The following is a 17,659-nucleotide window of genomic DNA, read 5'->3' on the forward strand; positions in this document are numbered from 1 at the left end:
TTTATAGTGTTCCAAAATAATTATATAAAGTAGCTATTTCAACTACAGATAAGATTACGACTAGTAAAATATAATCTTTCCATGAAAAAGGGTTATCATATGTAAAATAGTCTATTGCAGTCCATAAAACAATTAATACTACCCACGTTATAAAAGAACCTGTTTGATAATATTGTAATCCAAAATAAGTTAGAATGGACACTATTAGTGTTAAAAATAATTTCATAATTTCTTCTTTTTAATTATTCTCTTTTGGCATCCAATCTGGGGGTTTAATAAATACCAACATTTTATTTTTAAATCCTTTTACTTCTCCTAGCTTTCTATTTAATCTAGTGAGTCCATGAAAAAATACTTTTATAGGATTAACACTATTTAAAGGCTCTGAAATCCCATACACTACCTTTTCTTCTTCTGGCTCAAACGTTCCTAACATTCTATCCCAAATAATTAATATTCCTGCATAGTTTTTGTCCCAATACTGTTTGTTTGAACCATGATGAACTCTATGATGTGAAGGCGTATTAAATATCAACTCTATTGGCTTTATTAATTTACCAATTATTTCTGTATGAAGCAAAGTTTGAAACACTTGTACAAATACTTCTGATAACAAAACTAAAATCGGATCGAAACCAAGCATTACAATTGGCAATGAAAAAACAATAGGCATTATTGCATCTAAAGGTCCAAATCTGTACGCTACAGACATATTAAAATGTGGCGAACTGTGATGTACCGTATGTGTAGCCCAACCTATACCTATTCTGTGCATTGTTCTATGCTCCCAGTAATAAGCAAAATCGGCCAATAACACACAAGCTATAATTGTTGCCCAATTAACATCTAAATGCGGTAAACTTAAATTATTATATACCCAATAATACAGCTTAGTAATTGCTAAAATTCCTAAAATGATTTCTATCAAAAAGAAACCTCCAAAAGTTAGTACATTGGCAACACTATCTAATATTAAATCTTTAGTTAATCTTCTTAAAAAAGCATACCTAATAAGCTCTATTAAAAAGAAAGGAGCTATTATATACACCAAACTTAAGTCGTTAAAAATATAGAACCAATATTCTACACTTTCCCATTGTAAAGTCTCTGAAAAAAATGATATAACACTCGAACTTCCGTCTATATTATAGTTATAATAGAAGTAATGAGCAAAACCTGTTATAATTGCTATAACGAGTAAACTCCTTATTAATAATGTTGAATTTTTCATGTTGTTTAAATTTACTACAAAATTGAAGAAAACAACACTGAATTCTTTTGATTTAGGTCAAAATATCCAAATAGTTTAAAATAGAAAATAACGCTAGAAATGACCATATAATAACCATTGTCCAATACAACCTTGGCGATTCTTTTAACGATACTTCCTCTACAAAATGTATTTTTTTACTACTTAACACATTAACCAGCCCCATAAAAATAAAAAATGCCCAAAACCAATTCCATTCAAAAAGCACTGCCAAAATCAATAAAAACAATGCTATAATCGTTTTCCACTTTCTCATGCTTTTGATATTGTATACAAGTTAACTTTATTCTTTTTACCTCGCAATAAAATATCTCCTAAAACTTTTGTTAAATAAGGATTCTTAACATTTAAATCGGACAATAAATTTTCTGAGATTAAAACTGGTACATTATACGTATTACACTCAGCCTGAATTCTAGCAGATGTATTTATAACATCTCCATGATATGCCAATTCTTTTTTTATAGTCCCAACCTCGGCCACCATTAAAGTACCTCCGTGTAAACCTGCTTTAAACTCTGGAACTTCATTATATTTTTGATTATAATAGTCTTTTTTTGACTGTAGTTTTTGTTGAAATTCAAAGAACAATGACACACAATTGTTATTCGCCAATCCCTTTTTATACTCCCAATTTAACACTGCTTCATCTCCTACATATTGGTAAATTTCTGCTTCGTATTTAGGTACTAATTCATTTAAATCGTAAAAACAATCTTGAATAAATTGACTGTACTTCAAGTGCCCTAACTTTTCTGCTATAGGTGTAGAATTTTTCAAATCTAAGAACATAAATATTCGTTTTTCTTCTTGTGGACTTTTATACTTACCTAATAACATTTTAAGGAAAACACCTGGACCTAGTTTTTCTGTCGCCATTTTTAGAATAGAAAACACCAATGATGAGCAAACAAAAAACAACACTGTTACCCAAAATGTTTTGCTCTTTACCCACCAACCTTTTTTTATGACTGGAATTTCTAAATTATTGTCGTACTGATAATACTTTCGAATTATGGAAACGCAAATAATTAAAACTATGAAATAGATAAATGTTTTGGATAAAATTTGAAACCACAATGCTGTTCGCTTTGACACATATGTATCAAACACAAATTCAATTAATGAATAAAAAACACCTATAGAAGCCCCTAAAAATGCTGCATACTGTAAAGCTACATAAAAAGGAATATTTGTTTTGTCTATTAAAGGTAATCCTTCATCTTCCCCTATTCCATAAAAGCGAATTGTGATGAATAACATGTATGTAATAGTCCAATAAAATACTGATTGTCCTAATAAATTTAGGTATGTTCTTAAGTTCCTACTCAATTTTAAATATTTTTTAGCCTTGTACTAATTTCTTGCAAACGAATTATTTGTTGAAATATAATAGGAAGCATAAACACACCTCCTGAAAACTCTAAAACATAAGTAAGCACCGAAAAAATGCCACCAGCTGTAGCATTTACAGCACTAGCTGAAGCATACAATGCATAAATTGCTAGTATAAACAATACAATTTCGATGATTGAAAAATTAACTGTTTCTAAATCGCTCATTTTCACCAACCATTTTGTTATTTTCTTAAAATGATTAAAAATACCTGTACGTTCACGAGTTTCTAACACATTTATTCGATGCTCTAATTCATCGTTTAAACCTATGTTATAGTTATAAATACGTTTGGTGCTAAAGGTATAAATTAAAATGATAATGATTATAGTTAACAAGCACCCTCCAAAAATCCACAAATCAAACAATGCTAACATTATCAAAGCTCCCACAACGCTAATTGCCGATGTGAATGCCTGAGTAACATCATGCTCAAAAAAGTCTACTAACTCTTTTACTAAAGCACTTCTTGCTGCTATGGCAGACACTTCTATTCCTTTTTTATTTTGTGTTTCAGCAATTTCCGAAGCTACATTTGTATATATAAAAGTATAGGCACGAGTATCGTAATACCTACGTATGGTACCAATAACAAAACCTATTAAATACAAGCCTGTAAACAACCACAGCCCTTTGTTACTTCCATTAATTAAATCATTGATAGCAATACCTAAAACCAAAGGTTGTAGTACTTTAGATATGTTTTCTAAAATTAGTAGTAAAAAAGTAAACGAAATTTTCCATTTATACCTCTTAAAAATAGCGCCAATAGAAAAATCACTCATAGCTAATAGGTATATCCTGGATAATCTATTACTAAAGTTGACAAAGAAAATAACGCCATAAGAATCCAGCTAATGATAATTACCCAATATGTTTTAGGATTTTCTTTTTTTGATATCGGTTCTATAAAGTAAGTTATCCCTGAAAAAAGATCGGGAATAACCCAGAACATAAACAAAACTCCCCAAGCCCATTCCCAATTCATAAATATGGCAATGTACATCAGTACTAGAGCAATTAGAGTTCGCCATTTAATAGTTTTCTTCATTCTTAAATATAAAAAAGAAATTTTAAATAGAAATACCGAATCTTTTTAACATCTTCTTCTCCATGTTCCAAAAGAAATTAAATTGTCCAAAAAGCCATCCATACAAGACTAAAAAAACTTGATAACATATAAAACTTAATAATATAAACAATGGATAGTAAATAACTGCATGCATATTTTCTAAGGTTATTCCTACTGCTTTTAAAACTGGGCGCCCAACAGTTATCGAAGTTGAACCTGTTATTGAAAAAACTATAAATATTATAATTAAATCTCTTGGCTTATCAATATTCCAACGTAACATTAATTTTTTCATCCTAAATAAATTTTGTTCAAATGTACACTGGCATCTTTGGTTTTGGTTTGACTTAAATCAAAAACAGTTCATTATGATGATTTTGACATAGGTCAAAAATCTTTCTTACAAACCTTCTCAATTTTGTCTCCGTAATTATTCAGAATTAAAAATGAAGAGGTATTTATTTGGTTTATTAATTTTTCTAATTGGGTGTTCTACTCAAATAGATGAGCGAATTTTAGGCATCTGGAATGTTCAAAGTTCTTTTTATAAGGCCACTTATAAAATAGAGAAACAAGCTAACAAACTTATTGGTAAAGTTATTTATTATAACGACGACACTACAATTATTAGAGAAACTGGTACTGATAAAGATATCTTTTTAAACAATTTAACCTATAAAGACGACACTTTTGTCGATGCTATTTCAGGAGCTACACAAACCAACTCTGACAATCTTAAGATTAAAATTAAACACAAAGACACATTAGAAGTTACAAGCTATATCATGCACAAACCTCTAATTGAAATTTGGGTAAGAAAACAATAACAAAAACTAAATTATGAAAAAAAGACACATCCTTTTCGGGTTATGTATTACGCTTGCTCTTGCGAGTTGTGAAGATGCAATTAGAGATATTACAGGAGGGACAACTACAAATCCTTCCCCTAACCCTCAACCTATAGCAGAAGTTATTCCTGCCGATATTAATACTGATGGTTTTGATTTTTTTGAAAAAATGCAAGGTCACTGGGTAGGTAGCAATAGAGTTATTGCCGATGATTATGATTGGTTTGCATGGGACTATAGAGCTATTTCAAAATCACATATTCACGGTATTCATGAAGGTGGTTCTTTAGGAAACCTACTTACTTCATTTTTTGTAACAAATTACAAAGGTAAAAGAACTATTATGGGGCGTAACGGTGGATTATTAAGTGGTATTTATAGAACTAGTTATTTTGTTTTAGACAAAGTAGAAGACAGAAATTCTGAAGGTAAATATTATCGTTTTGTAGATGCCATTGGTAATAAAAACATTATGTCATTTGAACTACGTTTTAAAAATGACAGTTTATACTTTAACTCATACACTAGTAATTTAGGAAGCAGAATTCCAACACGTCATATGACTTTCAAAGGAAAGAAAATGCATATGGAATTAGCTCAAGCTGCTGCAAGTGCTACTAATTATCCTCAAAATGCTATTGACGATGGTTTAGATTTTGCTGATGGTTTTAAGGCAGAAAATTTATATGTAAAACAAGGTGAACAAGCAGCAACATCTGCAACATTCTTAGCTCAACAAGCCAACAATAACATTTATGAATTAGCACCTCAATCTGGAGATCCATACCAAATTACTGACCATCCTAGACTAGGTACTTTAACTGTTAATTTAACTAGAAACAATCAAATTACTGATACTAATTTATTGGTATATCTCTCAAGAGACCCATTAACTGACAATAATGGTTATTTGACTTCAAACACTGACGCTTTTGATACTTTACTACATTTTCCAAACTTAGAAAACAAAGAAGACACATTCTTATTTACCTATCTACATCCTGGAGAATATTACTTAACTGTTATTGCCGATAAAACCGGTGATGGCGCTCCAAATCAAGGTGATATTTTAAGCATTAGTAAAAAAATTACCATAGCACCATTAGAAAACAAAACAGAAAACGTAACCAATATTGATGTTCAAAATTAAAAAGATGAAAAAAGTATTTTATATCTCAATCGTAGCTTTAATGGTTAGTTGTACAAAAGCAGAAATACCATTACCTAATGTTATTGACAGAACAGTAACTTACAATAAAGATATACAACCTATTATTTACAATAATTGTTTGACCTGTCACAGTTCTGTAAACCCAAGAAAAGGATTAATCTTAGAAACATATGAGCAAGTTAAAAACTCTGCTCAGTTTGGAACTCTAATCGCCAGAATGAATGATGCCGCAAGCCCAATGCCTCAAAGTGGACTTGTTACTGCTGAAAAAAGAGCGCTTATTGATAAATGGAAAGCTGATGGCTTTTTAGAATAATTCAACTTGTTTCAAAATACAAAACGTAATTACATGAAAAAAATAATCATCCTAGCAATTATATTGCTTAGTCAATCAATTGCTGCTCAAAAATATTTTACTAGAACTGGTAGCACACATTTTAAAGCTTCTGTAGAAGCATTTGAACCTGTTGAAGCTAATAATAATAGCTCTACAGCTATTTTAAAAACCAATACTGGCGATATTGCTGCCCAACTATTTATTACTGCTTTTAAATTTAAAGTTGCTTTAATGCAAGAGCATTTTAATGAAAACTATATGGACAGCGATCAATACCCTAAAGCTACTTTTAGAGGAAAATTAGAAGGGTTTTCTTTAGAAAATTTATCAAGTTCAAAAGAGTTTCCGTTAAAAGGAACTATTACGGTTCGTGGAAAAAAGAAAAAAGTAAGCACTACTGCCAAGGTTGTTTTAAAGAACAATAAAATTATGTTAAGCTCTAAATTCTTTGTACAACCTCAAGATTTTGGTATTAAAATACCAAGTATTGTTCGCAAGAAAATAGCTGAGCAAATAAACATTTCTATAGCTTATGAATTGGTTGAAAAGAAATAAGTTTTTGGTTGTACTCTTCATTTTGCTCATAGGAGGATATTCAGCATACAAGTACGCTTATAAACCTCATAAAACAATTGAAGAGCTAAACGTAGATTTTGAAGGAAGCTCGACAGTTTTTTTACAAAAAGTAAGTCAGAATTTTTCTGAGTGGAATACAAAAGTTGTACAACTGTCTGGCAAAGTAACCGCTATTGATGAAAACGGTATCTCCTTAGAAAATCAAATCTACTGCCAGTTTAAGAATACTGATACTAGACTTTCCATAAAAGAAAATGACAACATACAAATTAAAGGTCGTGTTATAGGATACGATGATTTATTAGACGAATTAAAATTAGAACAATGCATATTAAAATAAAATACATCATAGCTTTTTTAATTGTTTTTACATCTATAAAAACTTTTGCTCAAGACGATTTATTAGATGAATTAGACAATGAAACTAAAAATGAAAAACTATTTGCCTTACCTGCTTTTAAAGCAATGCAAATTGGAAACTTACAATCTACTAAAATTGCAGACAAAGGGGATTTATACTTAATTGTTGCCCATCGTTTTGGTTCTTTAAAAGATGGTGTTGATGAGTTTTTTGGATTAGATCAAGCAAATACTAAAATTCAATTAGCCTATAGCTTTTGGGAAGGAGTTCAATTAAGTTTGAGTAGAGATAGTTTTGAAAAAACTTATTCCGGTACTGCAAAAGTTCGTTTTACAAAGCAATCAAGCAAGTTTCCATTAAACTTAGTAGGGTATGCTAGTGCAGATATTAACTCTGAATTAAAAAAGGAAAAATATCCTAATTTAAAATTTGGTGATCGTATGAGTTATACTTTTCAATTACTTGCTTCACGAAGAGTTTCTAAGAACTTATCTCTCGAAATTGCTCCTTCGTTTGTTCGTCAAAACTTACAAGACCACACTGTTACTGGTGGCAATACACACAATCAATTTTTAATGGGTGTTGGAGGTCGATTAAAAGTAAGTAAACGTATGAGTGTTAACTTAGATTATGCTCACAATTTTAGTAGAAACAAAAATTCTATTTATAAAAATCCTCTAACATTGGGAATTGATATTGAAACAGGGGGTCATGTTTTTCAACTATTATTTTCCAACGCAAGGGCAAGCAATGACAGCGCTTTCTTAACAAAGGCTGAAGGGGATTGGACCAAAGGGGATATATCTTTTGGGTTTAATGTTGTAAGAGTTTTTTAATCTCATAGAACTCAGCTCTTGTTAGGCTTTCTTTTAAATAAGGAAGCCTATTTTATTTTCCACGAATTCTACTTAATGTTTCTTGACTAATCCCTAACATTGAAGCTATATGTCCTAAATTAGCTATTTGAATTATCTTAGGGTATGCTTTAATTAATAACTCATACTTTTCTTTTGCTGTTAAGAAATAATACCCTTTATAAAAATCGTCAATTAACCCGATTTGCTCCTCCATTATTAAACGTCCAAAACGTTCTAACTTAGGATATTTCTGGTATAACTCCTGCCAATCATCATAAGAAATAGCTATTACCTTAGCATCATTAGTTACTTCAATATATTCTGAAGAAGGTTTTCTTAAAATATAACTATGCCAAGAAGTAAACATTGAATTTTCTGGATAAACCCAATTCGTTATGTCTTTTCCTTTTAAATATAAATAAGCTCTTACTGTTCCTTCAGTTAAAAAATATAAATATTTACAAGTCTTTCCTTCTTCGACCAATAAATCATTTTTAAGGTACTCTTTTTCCACGGCAACACTTTTTATTGCCGCTTCAATTTCTTCTGAAATAAAAATGTGTTGTTTAATAAAATCAATAAAACTCTGCATGAAACAAAATTAAGAAATACTTCGTAAAATACTCCCATTTATGTATTTACAAACATTCTAAACTAATCAAATACTTCTAACTATTCTTGTTTTAATAATTTTTCTCTGTAGGCTGCTTTTTGTATTTGTGCTCTTCTTGCTACTGATGGCTTCGTAAACTGTTTACGCTCTCTTAATTCTTGTAAAATTTTTACATTTCTAAATTTACGTTTATATCGTTTTAAAGCTCTATCAATATTCTCGCCTTCTTTTACTATTATTTTTAACATATATCTAATTTATTTATGGGTTAATACTCCAATAACCTTATCAGTTTAGGGCTATTGATATAATGACTTACTCTCTTAATTAAAAATTCTAATAAAAATGCTTTACTTAAAGAAAACTATGAATACCTGAGGGGCTTCAGAAAAATAGTATTATAGATGTGTAGATTTTCTCCTTATTACGGATAGAATATTAATATCTCTACAAGATACTATTTATTCTCCTGTTTTACAAGGAATAACAAAATAAAAAAGACCAATCGTTGATTGGTCTTTTTTATTAGATAGTTTCTCCTAACTCTTTAAGTTTGGAAGTATTTTCTGCTAGCATTAATTCGTCTATAATTTTCTGAATATCACCATTAACAATATTAGATAAATCATATAACGTTAATCCAATTCTATGATCGGTTACACGACCTTGTGGATAATTGTATGTTCTAATTTTTGCTGAACGGTCTCCCGATGTTACCATAGAACCACGTTTTGCTGCATCAGCTTCTTGTTTCTTTGCTAACTCTAAATCGTATAAACGAGAACGTAATACTTTAAATGCTTTTTCTTTGTTTTTATGTTGTGACTTTTGGTCTTGACACTGCGCTACTAATCCTGTAGGTATGTGTGTTAAACGTACCGCCGAGTAAGTTGTATTTACCGACTGACCTCCAGGCCCTGAAGAACAGAAATAATCAATACGAACATCTTTTGGATTGATTTCTACATCAAACTCTTCTGCCTCTGGAAAAACCATACAAGTTGCTGCCGAAGTATGTACACGTCCTTGTGTTTCTGTTTGTGGTACACGTTGTACACGGTGTACTCCTGCTTCAAACTTTAAAGTTCCATATACATCTTCTCCTGAAACTTCAAATTGGATTTCTTTAAATCCTCCATTGGTTCCTTCAGAAAAATCTACTGTAGATACTTTCCAACCTTTACCTTCACAGTACTTCGTATACATTCTAAATAAATCTCCAGCAAAAATACTTGCTTCATCTCCTCCTGTACCTGCACGTAATTCTACTACAGCATTTTTACCATCTTCTGGATCTTTTGGTATTAGCAAAAACTTAATTTCTTCTTCCAATTGTGGAATTCTAACTTTTGCATCATCCATTTCCATTTTAGCCATTTCTACCATTTCTGCATCACTTCCATCAGAAATAATTTCTTTAGCTTCTTCTATGGTATCTAAAAGACCTTTGTACTCATCTGCTTTTTTAACAACCTTTCCTAAGTCTTTGTATTCTTTATTTAATTGCACATAACGCTTCTGATCAGAAATAACATCTGGTTGAATGATTAAATCTGAAACCTCATCAAAACGTTGCTTAACTATCTGTAATTTATCTAGCATTGTATCTTTTCTTGGGGTGCGAATTTACGATTTTTTATCGAATTTTATCTCTATCTTTATGTCTTTTAAGAGCAAAAATATGCGTTACTATCTAATTATACTTTTTTCTATTCTACTTTTTTCTTGTCAAAAAGAAACCAAAAAACCTAATTGGTTACAAGGAAAATGGCAACGTTTAAACGAAAAACCTACCAAAACAACTTTTGAATTTTGGAATAAAGATCTTACCGGAACTGGTTTTACACTACAAGAAAACGATACCGTTTTTAAAGAAACTATGAGTATTGTTTCTATTCAAAATATCTTGCATTTAAAAATTATAGGTGTGAATGAGCAACCTACGTTATTTAAATTTACACAACAAACTGATTCTTCTTTTGTATCTGAAAATGAACAGAATGAATTTCCTAAAAAAATTAATTATTATATGGATGGTCAGCAATTGAAATGTAAAATTTCCAACGATGAATTTTCTATTGATTTTATTTTTAACAAAATAGAATAACTAACCTAGATACAATATCACTATTGAAAAACTATGTTAGTTTTATTACATAAAAAAGCCTTAGAATTCTCTAAGGCCTTTTTTATTTGTTTTATTTTAATATTCAAATGTTCCGTATTCGCTTTTGATAGTTAACTTCTTTTTATCTGAAGCCTCTACCCTTCCAATTATTTGCGCATTTACATTGTATGATTTTGAAATTGCTATGATTTCTTCTGCTACTTCTTCAGACACATACAATTCCATTCTATGCCCACAGTTAAACACCTGATACATTTCTTTCCAGTCTGTCTTTGACTGCTCTTGAATCAACTTAAACAATGGTGGTATTGGAAACATATTATCTTTTACTATATGCAACTCATCTACAAAATGTAAAATTTTAGTTTGCGCACCTCCTGAACAATGTATCATTCCATGTACTTTGTCTGAAGAAAACTTTGATAATATTTCTTTTATTATTGGCGCATAAGTTCTTGTAGGTGACAAAACTAATTTCCCAGCATCTATTGGCGAGTTCGCAACCTCATCGGTAAGCTTTGTGTTTCCTGAATACACTAATTCTTCTGGTACAGAAGCATCAAAACTTTCTGGATATTTCTTAGCTAAATATTTATGAAATACATCATGACGAGCCGATGTTAATCCATTAGACCCCATTCCGCCATTATATTCTTTTTCATAAGTCGCTTGTCCAAAAGATTCCAAACCTACAATAACATCTCCTGCTTTTATATTGGCATTATCAATTACATCGGCACGTTTCATTCTTACTGTTACAGTAGAATCAACAATAATTGTACGAACTAAGTCTCCTACATCTGCAGTTTCTCCTCCTGTTGAGTGAATTGTTACTCCAAAATCTTTTAGTTCAGAAATCAATTCTTCTGTCCCGTTGATTATTGCCGATAAAACTTCTCCTGGAATATTACTTTTATTACGACCTATTGTAGAAGATAACATGATATTGTCAGTTGCTCCTACACATAATAAATCGTCAATATTCATTATTAATGCATCTTGTGCAATTCCTTTCCAAACAGAAATATCTCCTGTTTCTTTCCAATACATATATGCTAATGACGACTTTGTTCCTGCCCCATCTGCATGCATAATTAAGCAGTAATCATCATCGTTCGTTAAATAATCTGGAACAATTTTACAAAATGCCTTTGGGAACAATCCTTTATCAATATTCTTAATAGCATTATGAACATCTTCTTTAGATGCCGATACTCCGCGTTGCGCGTAGCGTTTAGATATTTCGTTACTCATTTGTTGTGTTGTTGTTCCTGCAAATTTAGTTTTTCTTAATTTCATATCAAGAAAAAAGCGAACGTTTTTTAACGTTCGCTTTTTAATTTTGAGTTAGTTATATTGTATTATTCCCAATCTGGCATTATAGCATCTGTAAATACAATTCTACGTTCTATAGTCCCTGTTAAATTGGTTCTCATTATATTTCTTTGCGAGATTCCATCATTAGATGTATTTACAAAAATCACATCTGCTTCATTTGGTGAAAATCGTGGATCTAAATCATTTGTCCCACTATTTTTCTCTGCCTCTGATACATCTGTAAAACTCATATCTGTAAAATCATAAATGAATAACCTAGTATCTAGCTGCCTATAATTAGTTGCTTGATGGTTTGAAATATCTCTTGCAAACAATAACTTATTTCCTGAAGCTGATAAATTAATTCCTCCCATGGCTCCTACTACTCCTGATATAACTGTATCTAAAATATTTCCATTCATATCTATAACTAATATAGCTCCATTATACCCATTTGCATCATTGGTTTTGATAGCTATTTTGGTTCCATCGCTACTCCAATCGCTTTCAGTTATTAAACTTCCATCTGCCGTTTCATAAATACTTTGTAAACCGCTACCATCTTTATTTATTGAATATAATTTATCAAAATTGGAGTACACCAATTTACTTCCATCTGGCGACCATGAAAAATCCATTTCATTTAAATTAAAACCTGCTACTGGGACTGTTGACGTTACTTTTTGAACATCATTACCATTAGTTTTCATTGTATAAATATGCGCCTCATTGTTATCTATTCTTAAAAATGCTATTAAATTTGCTACGTTACTTTTTCTTGGTCTCCATGAGTTCAAATTAGAATCTGTTAATTTAACAGTATTCGATACTTCATTATTTGTTTCGTTAAAACTTGACGAATAAATCACGTTATTCCCTCCTTCATTCTTCACATAAAAATATCGATTTCCTGGATCTGTTTTAATTGTAAATGATCGAATACTACTTACAACCTCCGTATTGATACCGTCGGTTACTTCTATACTCCAAAAATACTTTGCTCCGTACTTTAAATCTGACAACAAATATTTCTTTTCTTTTATATCTGTAATCCTTGTTACATCATTATTAAAATCATTTCTAAGTTCTAAAACATAGGTCAACTCATCTTCTTCTGGATCTGTAGATTCCCAAGTTAATTCTACTTCATTTGGTAAATCTACCGAACCATCGTTTGGTGTTAATAATTCTGGTTTTGTTGGTGGTTTATTTAATGCTGTTGAAATTTCTAGTTCTAATACTACATTTACTACCGCTTCAGCACTAACTGTAGCTCCTTCAAACTTATCTAAATATCCTTCTTTGGTTGCTTGGACGGAGTATTCCTGTACCTCAACTCTTTCAAATTTAAAATTTCCTTCTGCGTCTGTAAACGTTGTATTATTAGTAGGTGACAATGTTATTTTCACATTCTCTAAAGGAACAAAACCATCTTTTTTAACAACCTTCCCTGTTAAATCTCCATACTCTATTAACCCCACAGTTCCATCTTCTCCACACTGAATAAAAACGAGTATTAATAATAACAAGCTTATTTTTTTTATTGCTTTTTTCATCTGAATTCTTTTTAAAAATAGACATTAATCCCTGCTCCAAAACGCCATACTAAATCGTTTTTTTCACCAACTATTTGCCTATCTAAATTATCACTTAGCAACATGTTGTATTCTCCATTTACAAAAAGTCCAATCTTATTTGTAATTAAATATTCTACTCCAACTCCTCCTTGAAATTTAAAAAAAGTATCCTCTAAATTTTCTCTTGATATAGATCCAATTCCCCCGTAGATATATGGTGTAAACTTTTCATATGGGAGTATTATATACTCTAAATTGAGTCCTGAAGTTATAAACGCTTCATGAAAGGTTCTTTTATTATCCAATTCAAACCTTCCTATAGTTGCCCAAAAATTAAATTTGGGATCTTTAAACATATATTTAAATTTTAAGTCAAAACCAAATTGATAGGTTGGGCTCGCATAATCTCCACTAATTCTAGATGCCCCCATACTGGCTCCCACTGCAAACTGTTCTCTTCTTTTTTCTTCTTTTCTATTAAATAGCTTTGTGCTTTTGGCTTCTTCTTTTTCTTTTCTATATACTTCCTTTATATAATCTATTGCTGGCTTCCCTCCTTTTGGTTGCCATATTCCATCTACTATACCTTCAACTATTAATAAATCTACTGCTTTATCTATTGCTTCTTTTACTGCCAACTGAGAAGGTTCATTTTTTGTTACTCCTGTTTCAGCTTCTAATAATCTTCTTAAGGAAACATAGCGATATAAATTTGCTGATATTCCTTGAGAAAGTATTGTTTTTGAAACATAAACATTTTTTAAAATTTCTCCTGTTGATGTTGAAACTATTCTTAAATAAACGGTAATTCTATCTTGTCTATATTGATTTGATGCCCCTACTCCAAAATATCGTAGTCCTGAACCTCCAGTAATAATATTAGAATCATAAGAAACAACTCCTCCCTCTATAATAGTACCTGCAAAAAGTAATGGAGGCATAGTTACCTTTTTTCCATTAGCATACTCTTGCCTTGTATTTCTAATTATCTGACGTTCATTTAGAAGATTTCCTATATTTTCTCGTTCTATAGGTCTAAACCACCCTGATTCTTCTAGTGATTTTAATAATATTGTTGTACCACCTTGTGTGACTGCTGTACTAAATGTAGAACCATTTTGTACCGGCTTATATTGCCCTGTTTGATCTCGAAACTTATAAACTCCTACTATAATTTTGTCAGCAGGTAAAAAACTTTTAGCCAAAGCTTCTGGAGAAGTACTTTCTCCTATTCTTGCTTTTGTTTGAGTAAATGGTTGGTTAAAATAAGCTCCGCAACCTGTTAATACGCATAGCATTAACAAGTAAATTATACTTGTACATTTTTTCATAGTTATTTTTAGTTACCGTTAGGGATTGTAATTTGAGTTTGCTCTCCTGTAGTAACATTAAGAATACTTACATTTAAGCCATTAGCTCCTGGAGTTATTTCTACCACCAGGTCTCCAAAAGTATAGGTTCCTACTGTCAAATTTGTATTACCCAATTGTTGTTGAAACAAACTTTGTGACAACGAACTTAGTAACCTTCTATTTAAACTATTTGTAAAGTTCTCTAGATCTGTAGGCACATTTCTTTGCGCATTATCTTCTTCAGTAAAATCGTTTTGTGAAGTAACAGATGCTATAATTTGCTGGTAATTGAATGTATCACCTCCAAAAAATGGGCTTATTGGTCTATATACCAAATCCTGTGAATACACTAAACCAGAGACTAATAATAAAAAAAGTAGTAATTTTTGCTTCATATCTATTTCTTTTTAAGTTTTATATTTTTCTACTAAAAGTTGATCTATATTTTTGATTAAACACCCTTAAATTCCTCATAGCTCTTACAACATTTGATTTTAAATAATCCTCCTGTGGTCTAGCAAAAAACTCGTGAATCTTCTTTCCTTCCACTTCTACTGATATCATACTACTACGACCCAAAGCTGGTTTTTCTACTATTTTTACTATGAAAGGGTAGTTTTTCCCTGTTACTAAATATTCTTTATAAAAAAAGTCATGGTAATCTTTACCTATCCTCGTAATTGCTTCATCAATTACAATTCCTCTAATTAAAAATTGTTCCTCATTTATTTTTTGAGCTTTCTTTTTTGGAATAAGAAACAAAGTATCTCTATGAATAAGCTTATTCTTGTGTTTTATAAATAAGTAAACTTTAAGCTCTTCATTCTTTTTAACATTTATCTTAATTATTGATAACTGTTTTTCCTCTTTGGGGCGAAGTGAAAAATCATTTGACTGACTATTCTTTGAATAATTTCCAGCAACCCCTTTTTTTAATGCTACGAAATTATAATTAAGCTCATCAATGAAATATGGTTCTAGATTTAATACTTGAGCTCTTAATGTTAAAAAATCATCTGTTCTAGTTAAGTTAACACTCCCCTTAACTCTATAAGTATCAAACTCTTGACCACAAACAAAAGGTACAAAAAAAACAACTAAAACCCAAAAAGCAGTATTTTTTTTTAACCTTATATTCATGACTAATAATTAATTATACTCATTTTTGCTCCTCCAAATTGAGCTATATTAAAATTGCTAAACATTGAATTTGTCCCTATAATCCTTAATGAATTTGCATCACCTGTTTGCAATACACCTAAATTTATTTGTTGATTATTTCGATAGTTTAAAAACTGATAATTATTTTTATTTCCTATTTGATAAACTTTGTGTTTTCCTTGAGTTAATCTATTTTCAATATTTGCAACATTCTCATTACCAATTTGCCTTAACGAAATGATTGTACTATTTTCTTCCTGTGCCCTAACTTGAAAACTATTATTGAACTTTTCAGACAACTCTATTTGATTTAGTTGTAAATCATTTGAAAAGTAACTTGGTAGCTTTTCATCTTGAGCTTTTACTACTATTGAAAACAATAAAGCTAAAACAACAATTACCTTATTCATTATTCTCATCTCTATTCTTTGTTAAAAAAATGGAGTGAGAATTATACTCTCTCACTCCATTTTAAACTATTTATTAAATGCTTCCTGGCGACGATTGAGTTACCTGAGCTTTATTCATATTACCTTTTTGCATTACACACGATGCATTATTACCTCCTTGGAAAGCTGTTTGTGTAACAACTGAAGAGTTGTTGTTTCCTAATTGGTTTACTAAACTACAGTTGTTCCCCATATCTGAATCTTGAGTAACACATGACTTGTTATCATCTCCAACTTGATTTACTGTAGAAATGTTACAGATGCTTGGATCATCAGTTGTTGTAGTTTGAGTCTCTAATGAACTATTTCCATTTCCTGACTGATAAACTGATGCATAGTTATGAGAACCTGTTTGGTCTTGTTGCGCTGCATTATCATTTCCTACTTGATTTGCAAATGCTACACTACCACTAGATTGGTTTGGTCCACTTGATTGCTTTTGTACAACTGAATTTCTGTCTCCTGTTTGGTAAGCAGATGCCTCATTGTTATCATATCTTTGTCTTTGGTATGATTTATTACCATCTCCAATTTGAGAAACATATGTTAAGTTCCCTTCAGCTTGCTTAGCTCCGTCATCACCTATATCTACTTTAGCATAGTTATGATCTCCAAATTGCCAAACTCTAGATTTATTATCGTTACCAAACTGCTTAATATCTGCTCCATTTCCATCTCCTGTTTGATGCGAAGAAGCTAGATTTCCTGCTCCTCCAGGTACAAAGTTAGAGTTGTCTTGTCTAATTAAAGACATGTTGCTACTTCCAGTTTGAGTACCTTTAGCCTCATTGCTATCTCCCATTTGTCGGATATCAACTTTGTTTTTTCCTTCAATAATAAAATCCTCTGGACACTCTACTTGCTCTACAACACAATCAGCACATACTGGTCTCTCTGCATTAGTTCTTTGCTTAGCATGATCTGGTGTTCCATACTTTTTTCCAATCTTACCTTCTAGCTTAGTATAGCTTTCCACATTTTTTGTTTGAGAAAACACCACTCCGGTAGCCAGAAGTACAGCTACTATTAATAATTTTTTCATAATTAATAATTTTAAAATACGTTAGTTAAATTTTTAACACACCATATTTATCCGCTACAAATGAGTTTATAACGATTATGGGGTGCTATTAAAATTGGGGTAGAATAAAATTACTAGGGTAAAATGATTTGAC

24 protein-coding genes are annotated in these 17,659 nt (G+C 30.9%); 7 read left to right on the forward strand and 17 right to left on the reverse strand.

Annotated elements, in window-relative coordinates:
* Position 1 precedes the first annotated feature (1 nt).
* From ACOQN8_RS01790 to ACOQN8_RS01820, 7 genes are all read right to left on the reverse strand, one after another.
* Positions 2-226 carry a hypothetical protein gene (locus tag ACOQN8_RS01790; RefSeq protein WP_150900378.1) on the reverse strand — a complete coding sequence of 75 codons (225 nt, stop codon included), beginning with the start codon at positions 224-226 and terminating at the stop codon, positions 2-4.
* A 12-nt stretch (positions 227-238) separates the two neighbouring features.
* A complete protein-coding gene (locus ACOQN8_RS01795; RefSeq protein WP_420551370.1) occupies positions 239-1,231 on the reverse strand; it encodes a sterol desaturase family protein in 993 nt (330 codons plus the stop codon).
* Between the two features lie 52 nt (positions 1,232-1,283).
* Positions 1,284-1,526 carry a hypothetical protein gene (locus ACOQN8_RS01800; protein ID WP_420551371.1) on the reverse strand — a complete coding sequence of 81 codons (243 nt, stop codon included), beginning with the start codon at positions 1,524-1,526 and terminating at the stop codon, positions 1,284-1,286.
* Positions 1,523-2,602 (reverse strand): adenylate/guanylate cyclase domain-containing protein, encoded by a 1,080-nt coding sequence (locus ACOQN8_RS01805; RefSeq protein WP_272149978.1) that lies wholly within the window; start codon positions 2,600-2,602, stop codon positions 1,523-1,525. Before ACOQN8_RS01805 ends, ACOQN8_RS01800 begins: the two co-directional genes overlap by 4 nt.
* Positions 2,603-2,604: 2 nt before the next feature.
* Positions 2,605-3,450, reverse strand: a complete 846-nt coding sequence (locus ACOQN8_RS01810; protein WP_150900382.1) for an ABC transporter six-transmembrane domain-containing protein — start codon at positions 3,448-3,450, stop codon at positions 2,605-2,607.
* A gap of 2 nt (positions 3,451-3,452) precedes the next feature.
* Positions 3,453-3,671 carry a hypothetical protein gene (locus ACOQN8_RS01815; protein WP_420551372.1) on the reverse strand — a complete coding sequence of 73 codons (219 nt, stop codon included), beginning with the start codon at positions 3,669-3,671 and terminating at the stop codon, positions 3,453-3,455.
* Positions 3,672-3,738: 67 nt separating this feature from the next.
* Positions 3,739-4,032: a DUF6787 family protein gene (locus tag ACOQN8_RS01820; RefSeq protein ID WP_420551373.1), complete on the reverse strand. Its 294-nt coding sequence runs from the start codon at positions 4,030-4,032 to the stop codon at positions 3,739-3,741.
* A gap of 151 nt (positions 4,033-4,183) precedes the next feature.
* On the opposite strand from ACOQN8_RS01820, the gene ACOQN8_RS01825 reads away from it, so the two are divergent.
* The 6 genes from ACOQN8_RS01825 to ACOQN8_RS01850 are packed head-to-tail and all read left to right on the forward strand — an operon-like array spanning position 4,184 to position 7,866.
* Complete coding sequence (locus tag ACOQN8_RS01825) at positions 4,184-4,564, forward strand: DUF2147 domain-containing protein (RefSeq protein ID WP_420551374.1); 381 nt, start codon at positions 4,184-4,186, stop codon at positions 4,562-4,564.
* Positions 4,565-4,577: 13 nt separating this feature from the next.
* Positions 4,578-5,735, forward strand: a complete 1,158-nt coding sequence (locus ACOQN8_RS01830) for a hypothetical protein (protein ID WP_420551375.1) — start codon at positions 4,578-4,580, stop codon at positions 5,733-5,735.
* Between the two features lie 4 nt (positions 5,736-5,739).
* Entirely contained in the window at positions 5,740-6,072 is a 333-nt protein-coding gene (locus ACOQN8_RS01835; protein ID WP_235273198.1) for a hypothetical protein, read from the forward strand.
* Between the two features lie 33 nt (positions 6,073-6,105).
* On the forward strand, positions 6,106-6,648 hold the full coding sequence (locus tag ACOQN8_RS01840) for a YceI family protein (RefSeq protein WP_420551376.1): 543 nt from the start codon (positions 6,106-6,108) through the stop codon (positions 6,646-6,648).
* Positions 6,626-7,009, forward strand: coding sequence for a hypothetical protein (locus ACOQN8_RS01845; RefSeq protein WP_420551377.1), 384 nt, complete (start codon positions 6,626-6,628; stop codon positions 7,007-7,009). The genes ACOQN8_RS01840 and ACOQN8_RS01845 overlap by 23 nt, the downstream gene beginning before the upstream one ends.
* Entirely contained in the window at positions 6,994-7,866 is an 873-nt protein-coding gene (locus ACOQN8_RS01850) for a DUF5777 family beta-barrel protein (protein WP_235273205.1), read from the forward strand. Before ACOQN8_RS01845 ends, ACOQN8_RS01850 begins: the two co-directional genes overlap by 16 nt.
* Positions 7,867-7,918: 52 nt before the next feature.
* Here the strand turns inward: ACOQN8_RS01850 and ACOQN8_RS01855 are convergent, their stop codons facing one another.
* From ACOQN8_RS01855 to prfA, 3 genes are all read right to left on the reverse strand, one after another.
* Positions 7,919-8,479 (reverse strand): Crp/Fnr family transcriptional regulator, encoded by a 561-nt coding sequence (locus tag ACOQN8_RS01855; protein ID WP_150900391.1) that lies wholly within the window; start codon positions 8,477-8,479, stop codon positions 7,919-7,921.
* A gap of 80 nt (positions 8,480-8,559) precedes the next feature.
* Entirely contained in the window at positions 8,560-8,748 is a 189-nt protein-coding gene (gene rpsU, locus ACOQN8_RS01860; protein WP_150900392.1) for a 30S ribosomal protein S21, read from the reverse strand.
* Positions 8,749-9,025: 277 nt separating this feature from the next.
* Positions 9,026-10,102 (reverse strand): peptide chain release factor 1, encoded by a 1,077-nt coding sequence (gene prfA / locus ACOQN8_RS01865; RefSeq protein ID WP_150900393.1) that lies wholly within the window; start codon positions 10,100-10,102, stop codon positions 9,026-9,028.
* Positions 10,103-10,160: 58 nt separating this feature from the next.
* On the opposite strand from prfA, the gene ACOQN8_RS01870 reads away from it, so the two are divergent.
* Positions 10,161-10,607 carry a hypothetical protein gene (locus ACOQN8_RS01870; protein ID WP_420551378.1) on the forward strand — a complete coding sequence of 149 codons (447 nt, stop codon included), beginning with the start codon at positions 10,161-10,163 and terminating at the stop codon, positions 10,605-10,607.
* Between the two features lie 96 nt (positions 10,608-10,703).
* Here the strand turns inward: ACOQN8_RS01870 and ACOQN8_RS01875 are convergent, their stop codons facing one another.
* From ACOQN8_RS01875 to ACOQN8_RS01905, 7 genes are all read right to left on the reverse strand, one after another.
* Entirely contained in the window at positions 10,704-11,882 is a 1,179-nt protein-coding gene (locus tag ACOQN8_RS01875; protein ID WP_420552800.1) for an AIR synthase related protein, read from the reverse strand.
* 107 nt (positions 11,883-11,989) lie between these two features.
* The gene (locus ACOQN8_RS01880) at positions 11,990-13,501 is read right to left on the reverse strand and encodes a carboxypeptidase regulatory-like domain-containing protein (RefSeq protein ID WP_420551379.1); all 1,512 of its coding nucleotides are present in this window, start codon (positions 13,499-13,501) and stop codon (positions 11,990-11,992) included.
* 11 nt (positions 13,502-13,512) lie between these two features.
* Positions 13,513-14,820 carry a CsgG/HfaB family protein gene (locus tag ACOQN8_RS01885; protein WP_420551380.1) on the reverse strand — a complete coding sequence of 436 codons (1,308 nt, stop codon included), beginning with the start codon at positions 14,818-14,820 and terminating at the stop codon, positions 13,513-13,515.
* A 41-nt stretch (positions 14,821-14,861) separates the two neighbouring features.
* Complete coding sequence (locus ACOQN8_RS01890; protein WP_272149993.1) at positions 14,862-15,269, reverse strand: curli assembly protein CsgF; 408 nt, start codon at positions 15,267-15,269, stop codon at positions 14,862-14,864.
* Between the two features lie 19 nt (positions 15,270-15,288).
* On the reverse strand, positions 15,289-16,014 hold the full coding sequence (locus ACOQN8_RS01895; RefSeq protein ID WP_272149994.1) for a CsgE family curli-type amyloid fiber assembly protein: 726 nt from the start codon (positions 16,012-16,014) through the stop codon (positions 15,289-15,291).
* A 2-nt stretch (positions 16,015-16,016) separates the two neighbouring features.
* Entirely contained in the window at positions 16,017-16,445 is a 429-nt protein-coding gene (locus ACOQN8_RS01900) for a hypothetical protein (RefSeq protein ID WP_420551381.1), read from the reverse strand.
* Positions 16,446-16,518: 73 nt separating this feature from the next.
* On the reverse strand, positions 16,519-17,526 hold the full coding sequence (locus tag ACOQN8_RS01905; RefSeq protein ID WP_272149996.1) for a hypothetical protein: 1,008 nt from the start codon (positions 17,524-17,526) through the stop codon (positions 16,519-16,521).
* Between the last annotated feature and the right edge of the window lie 133 nt (positions 17,527-17,659).

It is taken from the genome of Tenacibaculum aiptasiae (assembly GCF_965221665.1).
GTDB classification, from domain to species: domain Bacteria; phylum Bacteroidota; class Bacteroidia; order Flavobacteriales; family Flavobacteriaceae; genus Polaribacter; species Polaribacter aiptasiae.

Excerpts from the sequence above, each read along its gene's own strand:
- rpsU (WP_150900392.1), bottom strand. The coding sequence starts at position 8,748 with ATGTTAAAAATAATAGTAAAAGAAGGCGAGAATATTGATAGAGCTTTA.
- ACOQN8_RS01900 (WP_420551381.1), bottom strand. The coding sequence starts at position 16,445 with ATGAATAAGGTAATTGTTGTTTTAGCTTTATTGTTTTCAATAGTAGTA.
- ACOQN8_RS01885 (WP_420551380.1), bottom strand. The coding sequence starts at position 14,820 with ATGCTATGCGTATTAACAGGTTGCGGAGCTTATTTTAACCAACCATTT.
- ACOQN8_RS01845 (WP_420551377.1), top strand. The coding sequence starts at position 6,626 with ATGAATTGGTTGAAAAGAAATAAGTTTTTGGTTGTACTCTTCATTTTG.
- ACOQN8_RS01820 (WP_420551373.1), bottom strand. The coding sequence starts at position 4,032 with ATGAAAAAATTAATGTTACGTTGGAATATTGATAAGCCAAGAGATTTA.
- ACOQN8_RS01790 (WP_150900378.1), bottom strand. The coding sequence starts at position 226 with ATGAAATTATTTTTAACACTAATAGTGTCCATTCTAACTTATTTTGGA.
- ACOQN8_RS01840 (WP_420551376.1), top strand. The coding sequence starts at position 6,106 with ATGAAAAAAATAATCATCCTAGCAATTATATTGCTTAGTCAATCAATT.
- ACOQN8_RS01880 (WP_420551379.1), bottom strand. The coding sequence starts at position 13,501 with ATGAAAAAAGCAATAAAAAAAATAAGCTTGTTATTATTAATACTCGTT.
- ACOQN8_RS01825 (WP_420551374.1), top strand. The coding sequence starts at position 4,184 with ATGAAGAGGTATTTATTTGGTTTATTAATTTTTCTAATTGGGTGTTCT.
- ACOQN8_RS01895 (WP_272149994.1), bottom strand. The coding sequence starts at position 16,014 with ATGAATATAAGGTTAAAAAAAAATACTGCTTTTTGGGTTTTAGTTGTT.
- ACOQN8_RS01800 (WP_420551371.1), bottom strand. The coding sequence starts at position 1,526 with ATGAGAAAGTGGAAAACGATTATAGCATTGTTTTTATTGATTTTGGCA.
- ACOQN8_RS01855 (WP_150900391.1), bottom strand. The coding sequence starts at position 8,479 with ATGCAGAGTTTTATTGATTTTATTAAACAACACATTTTTATTTCAGAA.
- ACOQN8_RS01795 (WP_420551370.1), bottom strand. The coding sequence starts at position 1,231 with ATGAAAAATTCAACATTATTAATAAGGAGTTTACTCGTTATAGCAATT.
- ACOQN8_RS01835 (WP_235273198.1), top strand. The coding sequence starts at position 5,740 with ATGAAAAAAGTATTTTATATCTCAATCGTAGCTTTAATGGTTAGTTGT.
- ACOQN8_RS01850 (WP_235273205.1), top strand. The coding sequence starts at position 6,994 with ATGCATATTAAAATAAAATACATCATAGCTTTTTTAATTGTTTTTACA.
- ACOQN8_RS01815 (WP_420551372.1), bottom strand. The coding sequence starts at position 3,671 with ATGTACATTGCCATATTTATGAATTGGGAATGGGCTTGGGGAGTTTTG.
- ACOQN8_RS01830 (WP_420551375.1), top strand. The coding sequence starts at position 4,578 with ATGAAAAAAAGACACATCCTTTTCGGGTTATGTATTACGCTTGCTCTT.
- ACOQN8_RS01870 (WP_420551378.1), top strand. The coding sequence starts at position 10,161 with ATGTCTTTTAAGAGCAAAAATATGCGTTACTATCTAATTATACTTTTT.
- ACOQN8_RS01810 (WP_150900382.1), bottom strand. The coding sequence starts at position 3,450 with ATGAGTGATTTTTCTATTGGCGCTATTTTTAAGAGGTATAAATGGAAA.
- prfA (WP_150900393.1), bottom strand. The coding sequence starts at position 10,102 with ATGCTAGATAAATTACAGATAGTTAAGCAACGTTTTGATGAGGTTTCA.
- ACOQN8_RS01890 (WP_272149993.1), bottom strand. The coding sequence starts at position 15,269 with ATGAAGCAAAAATTACTACTTTTTTTATTATTAGTCTCTGGTTTAGTG.
- ACOQN8_RS01905 (WP_272149996.1), bottom strand. The coding sequence starts at position 17,526 with ATGAAAAAATTATTAATAGTAGCTGTACTTCTGGCTACCGGAGTGGTG.
- ACOQN8_RS01875 (WP_420552800.1), bottom strand. The coding sequence starts at position 11,882 with ATGAGTAACGAAATATCTAAACGCTACGCGCAACGCGGAGTATCGGCA.